The sequence below is a fragment of the Pseudomonas cichorii genome, from assembly GCF_019719005.1.
GTDB classification, from domain to species: Bacteria; Pseudomonadota; Gammaproteobacteria; order Pseudomonadales; family Pseudomonadaceae; genus Aquipseudomonas; species Aquipseudomonas cichorii_E.
Map to the genome: position 1 here is coordinate 1 of NZ_JAIGPJ010000024.1, position 13,793 is coordinate 13,793.

15 protein-coding genes are annotated in these 13,793 nt (G+C 59.9%); 4 read left to right on the top strand and 11 right to left on the bottom strand.

The genetic code is table 11. The features are described from left to right. Positions 1-123 precede the first annotated feature (123 nt). The 4 genes from trmB to K5D32_RS17010 form a co-directional block, all read right to left on the bottom strand. On the bottom strand, positions 124-771 hold the full coding sequence (gene trmB / locus K5D32_RS16995) for a tRNA (guanosine(46)-N7)-methyltransferase TrmB (RefSeq protein ID WP_221601214.1): 648 nt from the start codon (positions 769-771) through the stop codon (positions 124-126). A gap of 97 nt (positions 772-868) precedes the next feature. Beyond that, complete coding sequence (locus K5D32_RS17000; protein ID WP_221577229.1) at positions 869-1,663, bottom strand: thiazole synthase; 795 nt, start codon at positions 1,661-1,663, stop codon at positions 869-871. 46 nt (positions 1,664-1,709) lie between these two features. After that, positions 1,710-1,910 carry a sulfur carrier protein ThiS gene (thiS, locus tag K5D32_RS17005; RefSeq protein WP_201003880.1) on the bottom strand — a complete coding sequence of 67 codons (201 nt, stop codon included), beginning with the start codon at positions 1,908-1,910 and terminating at the stop codon, positions 1,710-1,712. 99 nt (positions 1,911-2,009) lie between these two features. Continuing rightward, the gene (locus tag K5D32_RS17010) at positions 2,010-2,393 is read right to left on the bottom strand and encodes a DUF423 domain-containing protein (RefSeq protein ID WP_117166448.1); all 384 of its coding nucleotides are present in this window, start codon (positions 2,391-2,393) and stop codon (positions 2,010-2,012) included. A gap of 81 nt (positions 2,394-2,474) precedes the next feature. Here K5D32_RS17010 and mtgA point away from each other — a divergent pair, with 81 nt between their 5' ends. After that, entirely contained in the window at positions 2,475-3,185 is a 711-nt protein-coding gene (gene mtgA, locus K5D32_RS17015) for a monofunctional biosynthetic peptidoglycan transglycosylase (RefSeq protein ID WP_221577230.1), read from the top strand. Positions 3,186-3,278: 93 nt separating this feature from the next. Here mtgA and rpoH read toward each other — a convergent pair whose 3' ends face one another. The 4 genes from rpoH to ftsY all read right to left on the bottom strand — a co-directional run bounded on the left by rpoH (position 3,279) and on the right by ftsY (position 7,418). Further along, on the bottom strand, positions 3,279-4,133 hold the full coding sequence (rpoH, locus tag K5D32_RS17020) for an RNA polymerase sigma factor RpoH (protein ID WP_198725241.1): 855 nt from the start codon (positions 4,131-4,133) through the stop codon (positions 3,279-3,281). Between the two features lie 113 nt (positions 4,134-4,246). Next, the gene (gene ftsX / locus K5D32_RS17025; protein ID WP_200993717.1) at positions 4,247-5,278 is read right to left on the bottom strand and encodes a permease-like cell division protein FtsX; all 1,032 of its coding nucleotides are present in this window, start codon (positions 5,276-5,278) and stop codon (positions 4,247-4,249) included. Beyond that, positions 5,275-5,946, bottom strand: a complete 672-nt coding sequence (ftsE, locus tag K5D32_RS17030) for a cell division ATP-binding protein FtsE (RefSeq protein WP_025262289.1) — start codon at positions 5,944-5,946, stop codon at positions 5,275-5,277. The genes ftsX and ftsE overlap by 4 nt, the downstream gene beginning before the upstream one ends. Further along, positions 5,943-7,418 carry a signal recognition particle-docking protein FtsY gene (gene ftsY, locus K5D32_RS17035; RefSeq protein WP_221601172.1) on the bottom strand — a complete coding sequence of 492 codons (1,476 nt, stop codon included), beginning with the start codon at positions 7,416-7,418 and terminating at the stop codon, positions 5,943-5,945. The genes ftsE and ftsY overlap by 4 nt, the downstream gene beginning before the upstream one ends. Before the next feature lie 257 nt (positions 7,419-7,675). Between ftsY and K5D32_RS17040 the strand changes: the two genes are divergently transcribed. Genes K5D32_RS17040 through rsmD form a run of 3 tightly spaced genes read left to right on the top strand, consistent with a single transcriptional unit; the run spans position 7,676 to position 11,108 of the window. Further along, on the top strand, positions 7,676-9,028 hold the full coding sequence (locus tag K5D32_RS17040; protein ID WP_117182527.1) for a pitrilysin family protein: 1,353 nt from the start codon (positions 7,676-7,678) through the stop codon (positions 9,026-9,028). Beyond that, complete coding sequence (locus K5D32_RS17045; RefSeq protein ID WP_221601173.1) at positions 9,025-10,518, top strand: pitrilysin family protein; 1,494 nt, start codon at positions 9,025-9,027, stop codon at positions 10,516-10,518. Before K5D32_RS17040 ends, K5D32_RS17045 begins: the two co-directional genes overlap by 4 nt. Beyond that, positions 10,518-11,108 (top strand): 16S rRNA (guanine(966)-N(2))-methyltransferase RsmD, encoded by a 591-nt coding sequence (gene rsmD / locus K5D32_RS17050; RefSeq protein WP_221601174.1) that lies wholly within the window; start codon positions 10,518-10,520, stop codon positions 11,106-11,108. The genes K5D32_RS17045 and rsmD overlap by 1 nt, the downstream gene beginning before the upstream one ends. Before the next feature lie 138 nt (positions 11,109-11,246). On the opposite strand, the gene K5D32_RS17055 is transcribed toward rsmD, so the two are convergent. The 3 genes from K5D32_RS17055 to rpmE all read right to left on the bottom strand — a co-directional run bounded on the left by K5D32_RS17055 (position 11,247) and on the right by rpmE (position 13,748). Continuing rightward, on the bottom strand, positions 11,247-12,515 hold the full coding sequence (locus K5D32_RS17055; RefSeq protein WP_025262294.1) for a malic enzyme-like NAD(P)-binding protein: 1,269 nt from the start codon (positions 12,513-12,515) through the stop codon (positions 11,247-11,249). A gap of 184 nt (positions 12,516-12,699) precedes the next feature. Further along, positions 12,700-13,503: a thermonuclease family protein gene (locus K5D32_RS17060; protein WP_221601215.1), complete on the bottom strand. Its 804-nt coding sequence runs from the start codon at positions 13,501-13,503 to the stop codon at positions 12,700-12,702. 23 nt (positions 13,504-13,526) lie between these two features. Further along, complete coding sequence (rpmE, locus tag K5D32_RS17065; RefSeq protein ID WP_025262296.1) at positions 13,527-13,748, bottom strand: 50S ribosomal protein L31; 222 nt, start codon at positions 13,746-13,748, stop codon at positions 13,527-13,529. Positions 13,749-13,793 lie beyond the last annotated feature (45 nt).

Sequence of the window (13,793 nt, forward strand, 5' to 3'; positions counted from 1 at the left end):
TGGCGGTGAGCTTGAATGATTCTGTGTACTTACTCATAACGTCCCCCAAGGGTTGGATGGGTGTCCAACTTCTTGGGGGCAGTTCATCACCCGTGTAGGAGCGAATTCATTCGCGAACCGGTTTTAAGCCAGCTTCTCGAACTTCAGATCCCACACACCATGCCCCAACCGCTCACCACGGCGCTCGAACTTGGTGATCGGGCGCTCGGGCGGGCGTGGGACATACTGGTTGTCTTCTGCCTGATTGCGATAACCAGGTGCAGCACTCATCACTTCCAGCATGTACTCGGCATACGGGCCCCAGTCGGTAGCCATGTGGAACACGCCACCGACCTTGAGCTTGCTGCGCACCAATGCCGCGAACTCGGGCTGCACGATGCGGCGCTTGTGGTGACGGCTCTTGTGCCATGGGTCCGGGAAGAACAGCATCAGACGATCAAGGCTGTTATCGGCGATGCAGCGGTTCAGCACCTCGATAGCGTCGCAATCGTAGACCCGCACGTTGGTCAGGCCTTGAGTCAGCGCGCCATTGAGCAACGCGCCCACACCCGGCGAATGCACTTCGACACCGATGAAATCGTGCTCGGGCGCAGCCGCCGCCATTTCCAGCAGCGAGTGGCCCATGCCGAAACCGATTTCCAGAGTACGCGGCGCCGAGCGACCGAACACCTGGTCGAAATCAACCGGCGCGTCCGTCAGCTGCAACCCGAACTTCAGCAGACCTTGATCAAGACCGCGCTGCTGGCCTTCGGTCATGCGACCGGCGCGCATCACGAAGCTCTTGATGCGGCGGTGATGGCGCTCTTCGCCTTCTTCAGTAGCAGGCGACTCTGGGTGTGGAACGTGCGAATCAGTCATCAACGGGCTCTTACTTGATCAGGCCATCCAGCGGCGAAGATGCGCTGGCATAGAGTTTTCTTGGCATACGCCCGGCGAGATACGCCAGACGACCGGCAATTACAGCGTGTTTCATGGCCTCGGCCATCATGACCGGTTGCTGGGCGTGGGCAATGGCCGAGTTCATCAGCACGGCTTCGCAGCCCAGCTCCATGGCGATGGTTGCATCGGAAGCAGTACCGACACCGGCATCCACCAGCACCGGCACCTTGGTTTCTTCCAGGATGATCTGCAGGTTGTACGGGTTGCAGATTCCCAGACCGCTACCGATCAGGCCGGCCAGCGGCATGATGGCGATGCAGCCGATTTCCGCCAGTTGACGGGCAATGATCGGATCGTCGCTGGTGTAAACCATCACGTCAAAACCGTCCTTGACCAGCACTTCGGCAGCCTTGAGGGTTTCGATCACGTTGGGGAACAGGGTTTTCTGGTCGGCCAGCACTTCCAGCTTCACCAGATTGCGCCCGTCGAGCAGTTCGCGGGCCAGACGGCAGGTACGCACCGCTTCGACAGCATCGAAGCAGCCCGCCGTGTTGGGCAGAATGGTGTAGCGGTCCGGCGGCAGCACGTCCAGCAGGTTCGGCTCGCCCGGGTTCTGGCCCAGGTTCGTGCGCCGCACGGCGACCGTGACGATTTCAGCACCCGAGGCTTCGATAGCCAGACGGGTCTGCTCCATATCCACGTACTTGCCGGTGCCTACCAGCAGACGCGACTCAAAGGTCCGACCGGCCAGGATGAATGGCTTGTCGCTGCGAACATTGCTCATCGGAAATCCTCTTTAACTCGCACAAGGGGGCATTGCTGTGCCGGGGCTAGCCGCCGCCGATGGCATGGACCACTTCGACCTGATCGCCTTCGCGCAGGGCTGTGGATTCATGCTGGCTGCGAGGCACGATATCCAGGTTCAGCTCGACGGCTACCCGGCGTCCGGCAAGATCCAGACGAGCCAACAACGCCGCGACGGTTTCACCATCGGGCAATTCAAAGGATTCACCGTTCAACTGAATGTGCATGCGCGATAGCAGCCATCATTTTAGGGGCCAGCATTCTAGCCCGATCAGCCGGTATGACCAAGGCAAAGCCGAGCCATTCGTCTCAAGCGCGGCTCGCGCTCACTGGGATACGCCACCCAGACGCCAGGCCGCAACGCCCAGGGTCAGCCAGCCGATCAGGAAAGCCAGACCGCCGAAGGGCGTCACGATCCCCAGCTTGCCGATGCCGCTGAGGGTCAGCGCATACAGGCTGCCGGAAAACAGCACGATGCCGATGGCAAAGGAAAAGCCGGCCCAGGTGACCAATCGACCGGGAATCTGGGCCGCGAGCACAGCCACGCCCAGCAAGGCCAGCGCATGCACCAGCTGGTAAAGCACACCGGTATGAAAAATCGCCAGATACTCGGGGCTCAGGCGACCTTTGAGGCCGTGGGCAGCGAATGCGCCGAGGGCTACGCCGGTAAAGCCGAAAAAGGCAGCAAGCATCAGGAAGCTACGAAGCATCAAGGATCTCCAGTCAAAAATCGTCCAATGGCGCACGGTCTGTATAATGGCCCGCTCAACGGGTTCGGCCAAGCCATCTCTATGCTGCGTTCTCTCTTGCATCGTGTCGCCAAAATCCTGCTGTGGTTCGCAGCGGGCAGTTTCGTTCTGGTTCTTGTCCTGCGCTGGGTGCCACCACCGGGTACGGCGTTGATGGTCGAGCGCAAGATTGAATCATGGATCGATGGCGAGCCCATTGATCTGCAGCGCTCCTGGCAGCCGTGGAACAAAATTTCCGACAACCTGAAAATCGCGGTCATTGCCGGTGAAGACCAGAAGTTCGCCGAGCACTGGGGCTTTGATATCAGCGCCATTCAGGCGGCGATTCTGCACAACGAGCGTGGCGGTTCGATACGCGGTGCCAGCACCCTGAGCCAGCAGGTCTCGAAGAACCTGTTTCTGTGGTCGGGCCGCAGCTATCTGCGCAAGGGGCTGGAAGCCTGGTTCACGGCCCTGATCGAGCTGCTGTGGTCCAAAGAGCGCATTCTTGAGGTGTACCTGAACAGCGTCGAGTGGGATGAAGGCGTATTCGGCGCACAAGCCGCCGCGCAGCATCACTTCGGCATCAACGCCAGCGCCCTGTCGACGCAACAGGCCAGTTATCTCGCCGCCGTTTTGCCCAATCCGCGCCAATGGAGCGCCAGCCATCCCAGCAGCTACGTCTCACGTCGCGCAGGCTGGATTCGTCAGCAGATGCGTCAGTTGGGTGGGGATGGTTATCTGGCAGAGCTGAACAATAGCCGAAAGCTTTGACTGTCAGCTTTCGCGAATGAATTCGCTCGGTAAGCGAATTTATTCGCGAAATAGATACAAAAACGCCCTGAGTTCATCAGGGCGTTTTGCGTATTACGCAGCGATCGATGTCTTGAGCTTGTTCATCGCGCTCTTCTCAAGCTGGCGAATACGCTCGGCGGAGACGTTGTACTTCTGCGCGAGGTCGTGCAGCGTGGCTTTTTCTTCTGCCAGCCAGCGCTGGTAGAGGATGTCGCGGCTACGCTCGTCCAGTACGTCCAGAGCCTGATGCAGATTGGCCGTGGAGTTGTCGCTCCAGTCGGAATCTTCCAACTGACGCGCAGGATCGTAGCGATGGTCTTCCAGGTAGTTGGCCGGCGACTGGAACGCGCTGTCGTCATCGGCTTCCGACGCCGGATCGAAGGCCATGTCCTGACCGGTCAGGCGGCTTTCCATCTCGCGCACTTCACGAGGCTCAACACCAAGGCTTTCGGCCACGCGATGCACTTCATCGTTGTTCAGCCAGGCCAGACGTTTCTTCTGGCTGCGCAGGTTGAAGAACAGTTTGCGCTGCGCCTTGGTCGTGGCGACCTTGACGATACGCCAGTTGCGCAGGATGAACTCGTGGATTTCCGCCTTGATCCAGTGCACGGCAAACGACACCAGACGCACGCCCATCTCGGGGTTGAATCGTTTGACGGCCTTCATCAGGCCAACGTTGCCTTCCTGGATCAGGTCGGACTGTGCCAGACCGTAACCCGAATAGCTGCGCGCGATGTGTACGACGAAACGCAGGTGAGCGAGGACCATCTGACGAGCCGCATCCAGATCCTGGTCATAGTAGAGACTCTCAGCCAGTTCACGCTCCTGCTCAGGCGTCAGCAAGGGAATGCTGTTCACCGTGTGCACGTAAGCCTCCAGGTTCGCACCCGGGACTAATGCATATGCAGGTTGCAAAGAAGTGGTCATACCGAAAAAACCTCCAACTCATGACTCGTGCAGTTCAGCACTGCGAAAATTGACCGGGAACCGCTAGACAAGTTCCCTCTGCTGAATAGTCAATGGGTTAAACAAAATTCACTTTAACGTGGCGCCAGCTCTCGCAAATGGCGGGCGACCGCAATCCAAGCACCGATATACCCTAACAGGACCGCTCCAAGCAAGAGCGACAGACCATCGGCCAGGGGAACACCCGCCAGCGCGAAGTCGCTTCCATAGAGACCGGCCAATCCGACAACCGAATCGTTCAACCAGTCCAGGCCAAACGCCAGTACTCCCCAGGACAGGAAACCCGCCCCGAAACCGTACAACGCGCCCATATAAAGGAAAGGCCTGCGCACATAGCTGTCTGTACCGCCCACCAGTTTGATGACTTCAATCTCGGTACGGCGGTTCTCGATATGCAGACGGATGGTATTGCCGATAACCAGCAGCAAAGCGGAAACCAGCAAGACCGTCAAGCCGAACACGAAACGGTCGCCTAGCTTGAGAATCGCTGCCAGACGTTCCACCCAGACCAGATCAAGCTGGGCCTGTTCCACCTTGGGCAGTTCGGCCAGTCGGGCTCGCAGGGCTTCAAGTGCCGGCTTGTCGACTTCAGTCGGCGTGACCAGCACCACACCCGGCAACGGGTTCTGTGGCAATTCCTTGAGCGCTTCACCCAGCCCGGACTGCTGCTGGAACTCGCCCAGCGCCTGCTCGCTGCTGATGTACTCGGCTTCGGCAACGCCGGGCATGGCCTTGATTTCGTCACGCAAACGGGCACCATCGGCCGCATTGGCGTTCAGGTGCATGTAGATCGATATCTGCGCCGCACGCTGCCAGGAACCGCCCAGGCGCTCGACATTGTTCAGCAGCAATGACAGGCCCATGGGCAGGCTCAGGGCAATCGCCATCACCAGACAGGTGAAGAAACTACCGATTGGCTGCTTGCCAAGACGGCGCAGGCTGTCGAGCAGGCTGGAGCGGTGGCTTTCCAGCCAGGCCGCCAGCAGGGTGTTGAAGTCCGGACCGTCATCATCGTGATCCTGGCGCTTCTTCTGTTTCTGCGGTGCTGGATCTGCGGCCTTTGGCGCGACGCGATCCGAAACCTTGGGGCTGCGAGTGGCACTCATGCTCCGGCCTCCCCGTCACCGATCAGACGACCGCGTTGCAAAGTCAGCATGCGATGACGCATACGTGCGATCAGCGCCAGATCGTGACTGGCGATCAATACACTGGTGCCCAGCCGGTTGATATCTTCAAATACGCCCATGATTTCAGCAGCCAATCGTGGGTCGAGGTTACCAGTGGGTTCATCGGCCAGCAGCAAGGCCGGGCGATGCACGATGGCACGGGCAATACCGACGCGCTGTTGCTGACCGGTGGACAGGTCGCCGGGATAAAGCTCGCCCTTGTCGGACAAGGCCACACGTTCCAGCGCCGAATCCACACGCTTGGCGATATCGACCTTGGACAGCCCCAGAATCTGCAAGGGGAGTGCGATGTTGTTGAAAACAGTGCGGTCGAACAGCAACTGGTGGTTCTGGAACACCACACCGATCTGGCGCCGCAGGAACGGGATCTGGGCGTTGCTGATCTGCCCGAGATCCTGACCCGCCAACATCAATTTGCCAGTTGTCGGGCGCTCCATGGCCAGCAACAGGCGCAGCAAGGTGCTTTTACCGGCACCGGAGTGGCCAGTAACAAACAGGAACTCACCGCGACGTACTCGAAAGCTCAGCTCATGCAGTCCGACATGTCCATTCGGATAACGCTTGCCGACCTGCTCGAAACGAATCATGTACGCTCCCGCTCCGCAAACAGAGCCTGAACAAAGGGTTCGGCTTCGAAGGTACGCAAATCGTCGATACCCTCGCCCACGCCGATATAACGGATCGGCAGGCCGAACTGTTTGGCCAGGGCGAAGATCACACCGCCTTTTGCCGTGCCATCGAGTTTAGTGAGCGCCAGGCCGGTCAGGGTGACCGTCTGGTTGAATTGCTTGGCCTGATTGATCGCGTTCTGGCCGGTGCCGGCGTCCAGTACGAGCAGAACCTCGTGAGGCGCTTCGGTATCCAGCTTGCCGATCACCCGGCGAACCTTTTTCAGCTCTTCCATCAGGTTGTCTTTGGTGTGCAGACGACCTGCGGTGTCAGCGATCAGCACATCGACGCCACGGGCCTTGGCGGCTTGCACGGCATCGAAGATAACCGAGGCCGAGTCGGCACCCGTATGCTGGGCGATGACCGGAATACTGTTACGCTCGCCCCAGACCTGCAATTGCTCGACGGCAGCAGCACGGAAGGTATCACCCGCCGCCAGCATGACTTTCTTGCCTTCGAGTTGCAGTTTCTTGGCCAGCTTGCCGATGGTCGTGGTCTTGCCCGCGCCATTGACGCCCACCACCAGAATCACGAACGGCTTGTGCTCGGCCTTGATGACCAGAGGCTGCTCGACAGGCTTGAGCATCGCCGCCAGTTCGCCTTGAAGCGAGGTGTACAGCGCCTGAGCGTCGGTCAATTGCTTGCGCGCAACCTTCTGGGTCAGGCTCTGGATAATTACAGAGGTGGCTTCGACACCCACGTCTGCGGTCAGCAGGCGGGTTTCGATTTCTTCCAGCAGATCATCGTCGATGGCCTTTTTGCCCAGGAACAGGCTGGCCATGCCTTCGCCAATGCTGGCACTGGTTTTCGACAGGCCCTGTTTGAGGCGGGCGAAGAAGCCCGCCTTGGGGGCCTCGGCCACTACTGGCTCGACTGGAACTGGCGCGGCTTCGGCAACAGGCTCGGCGACCGGTGCGGCAACAGGAGCAACCGGCTGCTCCACCACAGGAGCGGCAATCGGCGTTACCACTGCAACGGGCTCAGGCTCAGGAACAACGACTGGCGCAGCTTCCGGCAGCGGAGCAGGCTCGATCACAGGCTCGGGAGCCACATGCACCTGCTGCGCAATCGGCGGCGTGACATGAACCTCACGCTCATCGGTGAAGGCCACCGGCTCTTCAGCCACCGGCAAGGTCAGCCAGGGCTGCGGAGCCGGCTCACCCGGCTGCACATGCCCATGAGGCTCTGGCGCGGCGGCTTCGTGTGAAGGTTCAGGGGCACGTGGCGGCTCGACAGGCGGCGTCGCGTCGGTAACCGGCTCGGGCTGGGCTGTGGATAACTCTGGCGCAGGTTCTACGGCTTCCTGCGGCTTTTTACGCAGCCATCCGAACAGGCCTTTCTTTTCTCCAGCCGCGGCTGGGGTCTTCTTGTCGTCGTTGGAACCAAACATGGAGGACGGCTATCTCAAGGTAGCGAAACGCCATATGACGTTTCGGAAAATTCTGACATGTAACCAAGACTGCTTTTAAGGCTGCTTGTTCATCAGGCCGTCGTTAAATAGGCCTGGTGTTTAAGTGCGATTTGAACAGGTTTCACTCGCACTTGGCTAATGAAGGCTGTTTCTGTCGCAAACGGATCAGTATCCTAACACCCCCGCGCCCGCCGACGCTAAGTTCAAGCGGGCAGTCTTACAGGTTCAAATTACGAATGAATGCTCTAGCCCGCCGCGCCGCTGGCCTGCTGCTCAGCACGATTTGTCTGCCTCTGACAGCATTGGCCGCCGATCCACAGCCTACTCATGAGTTCACCCTGGACAATGGCCTGAAAGTCATCGTTCGTGAAGACCACCGCGCACCGGTGGTCGTTTCCCAGATCTGGTACAAGGTCGGCTCCAGCTACGAGACGCCGGGCCAGACCGGTCTGTCCCACGCACTCGAACACATGATGTTCAAAGGCAGCAGCAAGACAGGTCCCGGCGAGTCCTCATTGATCCTGCGGGACCTGGGCGCGGAAGAGAATGCTTTCACCAGCGACGACTACACCGCCTACTATCAGGTGCTGGCTCGCGACCGTCTGAGCGTGGCGCTGGAGCTGGAAGCCGATCGCATGGCTACCTTGAAGCTGCCTGCCGACGAGTTCAGCCGCGAAATCGAAGTCATCAAGGAAGAACGCCGCCTGCGCACCGATGACAAGCCCATGAGCAAGGTGTTCGAGCGCTTCAAGGCCATGGCCTACCCGGCCAGCGGCTATCACACGCCGACCATCGGCTGGATGAAAGACCTGGACCGCATGCAGATCGAGGATCTGCGTCACTGGTACCAATCCTGGTACACCCCGAACAACGCCACGCTGGTGGTGGTCGGCGATGTACAGCCTGACGAAGTCAAAGCCCTGGCCGAGCGCTTTTTCGGCTCGATCCCGCGCCGCGATGTGCCGCCAGCGAAAAAACCGCTGGAACTGGCAGAGCCAGGCGAACGCCGCATCAGCATGCACGTCAAGACTCAGCAGCCGAGCCTGATTTTCGGTTTCAACGTGCCGAGCCTGAGCACCGCTGAAGACCAGCGCTCTATCAATGCCCTGCGCCTGATCTCCGCTCTGCTCGACGGCGGCTACAGCGCCCGCATCCCGACCCGTCTGGAGCGTGGCGAAGAGTTGGTATCCAACGCATCGTCCATGTACAACGCCTTCGTGCGCGGCGACAGCCTGTTCATGATCAGCGCGACCCCCAACGTGCAGAAGAAAAAGACCCTGGCCGATGTCGAGGCTGGCATCTGGCGTCTGCTCAATGACCTGAAAACCAAGGCACCGTCGGCCGAAGAGCTGGAGCGCGTGCGGGCCCAGGTGATTGCCGGTGTGGTCTACGAGCGCGATTCGATCACCAGCCAGGCCACCACCATCGGCCAGCTGGAAACCGTCGGCCTTTCCTGGAAGCTGATCGACGAAGAGCTGGCTGCCCTGCAAAGCGTGACCCCTGAAGACATTCAGAAAGCCGCCAACACCTACTTCACCCGTGAACGCCTCAGCGTTGCACACGCTCTGCCTGAGGAGAAAGCCAAATGATCAAGCGCAATACTCCCCGTCACGCCTTGCTGGGCCTGGCCCTGAGCGTTTCGCTCGGCGCATTCGTTGCCCAGCCGGCTCTGGCAGACAACGCCGCAGGCAGCGATGCCAGCCCGGCCCCCGCGCAACTGGGCAGCCAGTTGCAGACCCTCAAGGAGCTGGACGGCAAAGCACCGGCCCGCCGCGCACTGAACATCCAGACCTGGAACACCGCTGAAGGCGCCAAGGTGCTGTTCGTCGAATCCCGCGAACTGCCGATGTTCGACCTGCGCCTGATCTTCGCCGCAGGCAGCAGCCAGGACAAAGCCTCGCCCGGCATCGCACTGCTGACCAACGCCATGCTCAATGAAGGTGTCAAGGGCAAGGATGTCAGCGCCATCGCCCAGGGCTTTGAAGGCCTGGGTGCCGATTTCGGCAACGGTTCCTACCGCGACATGGCCGTGGCTTCGCTGCGCAGCCTCAGCGCCACCGACAAACGCGAGCCTGCCCTGAAGCTGTTCGGGGAAGTCGTGGGCAAACCCACTTTCCCTGCCGACTCACTGGCCCGCATCAAGAACCAGTTGCTCTCCAGTTTCGAGCAGAAAAAGCAGAACCCGGGCGCCATTGCCGGTCAGGAACTGTTCAAGAAACTGTACGGTGACCATCCTTACGCACACCCAAGTGACGGCGATGCCAAAAGCATCAACGCCATCACCCTCGCCCAGCTCAAGGCCTTTCATGCCAAGGGCTATGCGGCTGGCAATGCGGTCATCGCACTGGTCGGCGACCTGTCACGGGACGAAGCGCAAGCCATCGCCGCGCAGGTCTCGGCATCGCTTCCAAAAGGCCCGGCACTGCCGAAGATCGCCAAGGCTGTCGAACCCAAGCCTGCAAGCACGCATATCGAGTTCCCGTCCAACCAGACTCACCTGATGCTGGCGCAGATCGGTATCGATCGTAACGACCCGGACTACGCGGCACTGAGCATCGGCAACTCGATCCTGGGCGGTGGCGGTTTCGGCAGTCGCTTGATGACTGAAGTCCGCGAAAAGCGCGGCCTGACCTACGGCGTGTCGTCCGGGTTCTCCCCGATGCAGGCGCTGGGACCTTTCACGATCGGCCTGCAAACCCGCGCCGACATGAGCGAGAACACCCTGAAACTGGTCCAGGACATCGTGCGAGACTTCCTCGCCAATGGCCCGACCCAGAAAGAACTCGACGACGTCAAACGCGAGCTGACCGGCAGCTTCCCGCTGACCGCCGCCAATAACTCGGCAATTGTCGGCCAGCTAGGCTCCATCGGGTTCTATGACCTGCCGCTGACCTTTCTTGAGGATTACATGACTCAGGCACAAGCCGTGACGGTCGAGCAGGTCAAGACCGCCATGAACAAACACCTGAGCGCCGACAAGATGGTGATCGTCACGGTTGGCCCGACAGTGCCACAAAAGCCGCTGCCGCCGCCCACCGACAAACCCGTTCAACGACCTACAGGGGTTCCGGAGCACTAATGGCCAATCCACGTCCGAAGACCCATAACGGCCTGGGCCAACTTCGCATCATCGGGGGAGAATGGGGCAGCCGCCGCCTGACCTTCCCCGACGCACCCGGCTTGCGCCCGACACCCGATCGCGTGCGCGAAACCCTGTTCAACTGGCTGTCGCCCTATATCACGGGCGCCAAGGTGCTGGATGTCTTCACCGGCAGCGGTGCGCTGTACTTCGAAGCCCTGTCGCGTGGTGCCAGCATGGGCCTGGCGCTGGACAGCAACGCTGCCGCCATCGCCAGCCTGCGCCAGAACCTGAACCTGCTGAACTGCACGACAGGCCAGATCGCCCAGGCCGACGCCCTGCGCCATCTGGAAACAGCCGTGGCAACGCCGTTCGACGTCGTCTTCCTCGACCCGCCTTTCCACCAGGGCCTGCTGGCCTCGGCCTGCGCCCTGCTTGAATCACGCGGCTGGCTAGCAGAAAACGCCTGGATCTACACCGAAAGCGAAAACGCACCCTCCACCACCGGCCTGCCGGGTAACTGGAGACTGCACCGCGAGAAAAAGGCTGGACAGGTTCATTATGCGTTGTGGGAGAGGGAGGGGGGCTGAGCCCCCAGCGGCAAGCGGCAAGCTATAAGCTGCAAGAGAGGTTTGAGTGGCTCTTGCTTGCAGCTTGTAACTTGCTGCTTGTCGCTTCCAGCCCCATAAAAAAACCGGCCCAAAGGCCGGTTTTTTATGGGGCTGGAATCAACCCTTAAACACATCATCCACGCTGGTCAGCGGGTAGTGCTTCGGATACGGCTGGGTAGCCACGCCGCTCTCGATGGCAGCCTTGGCTACTGCGTCGGAGATCAGGCCCAGCAGGCGAGCGTCCATTGGTTTCGGGATGATGTACTCACGACCGAATTCCAGTTTGATGCCGCCGTAGGCGTCGCTGACTTCCTGAGGAACAGGCAGCTTGGCCAGTTCGCGCAGAGCATTGGCCGCTGCGATTTTCATCTCTTCGTTGATGCGCTTGGCGCGAACGTCCAGAGCACCACGGAAGATGAACGGGAAGCCCAGAACGTTGTTGACCTGGTTCGGGTAGTCGGAACGACCGGTGGCCATGATCACGTCGTCACGGGTAGCGTGAGCCAGCTCAGGGGAGATTTCCGGATCAGGGTTCGAGCAGGCGAACACGATCGGATCCTTGGCCATCAGCTTCAGGTTTTCAGCGCTCAGCAGGTTAGGACCGGACAAGCCGACGAACACGTCAGCGCCATCCAGAGCTTCGCTCAGGGTGCGCTTTTCGGTCGCGTGGGCGAACACAGCCTTGTACTGGTTCAGGTCGGTACGGCCGGAGTGAACCACGCCAGTACGGTCAACCATGAAGATGTTCTCGATCTTCGCACCCATGCTCACCAGCAGCTTCATGCAGGAGATGGCAGCAGCGCCAGCGCCCAGGCAGACGATCTTGGCGGTGTCGAGGCTTTTGCCGACGATTTCCAGGGCGTTGATCATGCCGGCAGCAGTCACGATGGCGGTGCCGTGCTGGTCATCGTGGAAAACCGGGATGTCGCACTGTTCGATCAGGGCCTTTTCGATTTCAAAGCACTCGGGTGCCTTGATGTCTTCCAGGTTGATGCCACCGAAAGTGATGGAGATGCGTTTTACGGTGTCGATGAAAGCTTGCGGGCTTTCGGAATCGACTTCGATATCGAAAACGTCGATACCGGCGAAACGCTTGAACAGAACCCCTTTACCTTCCATGACCGGCTTGGAAGCCAATGGGCCCAGATCGCCGAGGCCCAGGATCGCGGTGCCATCGGAAATAACTGCTACCAGGTTGCCTTTGCCGGTGTACTTGTAGGCAAGTTCAGGATCACGGGCAATTTCACGCACAGGTTCAGCAACGCCAGGGCTGTAGGCCAGGGACAGGTCACGAGCAGTTGCGGTCGGCTTGGTGAGTTCGACGCTCAATTTACCAGGACGTGGATTGGCATGGTATTCGAGCGCGGCAGTTTTCAAATCTGACATTTAGGGATTCCGCTTTTTTACTGTGGGACAGACGGACCGCCGAGGATACGCAAGATGCATAGTCCTAACAAGACTGACCAGTCACTGCTGTCAATAGGCGCAGGTATAGACTTTACGCTTAGAGGCCCGGAACAGAAAACTGCGCACCACTGATCAGTAAAAAACCGGATTCGGGCAATGAATGCTAGCGACTCGACAAGCTCAGCATGACCGGATGGGTAATCGGCATCATCCAGCGCGCCTTTCCTGACTCTAGACCACCGCGCCGGGAACGGTCCACCACCCAGCCGCGCGCCTCGATCTGCTTGCCTTTGAGGCGATCAAGCAGGCTGGAATCGAACAGAGGAATCTGTTCGGGAGGGATGCGCAATACCACAGAGTCCGACAGCTCGATCCAGATACCGCCGCGATTGCGCTGCACATCCCGAACCTGTCCGGAAACCAGGGCAAAGCCGCCTTTGTCGATCTGCCCGGCGGACTGGACCGGCGAATTGCGCCACACGCCCAATCCGGCCTGACGCGCCTTGAGTTCCGCGCTTTTCTGGCAATCGACCAGCGCCACGTTGGGCGCAACCGCCACCAGATAACCCAGGCCTTCGCCCAGCATCTGCGCTTCGAGATTGGCGCCGTTACGACCATAGACATTGGCCAGCGTGCGACCGTAATGGTCCTGTGCCTGCTCACCGACCCGCAGACTGACCTGACCGCCGCTTTCATCCACCAGCGCCTGCAGGCGGCGCTGGGCGGCCACGGCAAAAGGCTCGGCGGACTGGCCGCTCTTGCCGGTTTCGGGGGTATTGAGGCCGATCATGCGGACATTGCGCCCATCGACAAGACGCAAGGTGTCGCCATCCACCACCCGCTGCACCTGGGCAACCGGGAGCCCTTGAGGTGCAGGGCAGAATGCCTGGGCACCGGATGACCAAATCGCAGCCATAAAAAAGGCACCCACGAGGGATGCCTTTTCAAGCTGCCTGGAGTAGCGCATACGCCAGCCCAGAGCGGCCAACATTACTTGGCTTTGGTTGCGCCGAACGCACCGAAACGCGACTTGAACTTGTCGACACGGCCGCCAACGTCCAGAGTCTTCTGCTTACCGGTGTAGAACGGGTGGCACTCGTTGCAAACGTCCAGGCTCAGAGGCTGGGCGAGAGTCGAACGGGTTTTGATGACATTGCCGCAGCTGCAAGTAGCGTCAATGGCTTCGTAAACTGGATGGATATCAGCTTTCATGGATACTTCCTCGGTCTAGCGAGCCGCCACCCAACACTATTGTTG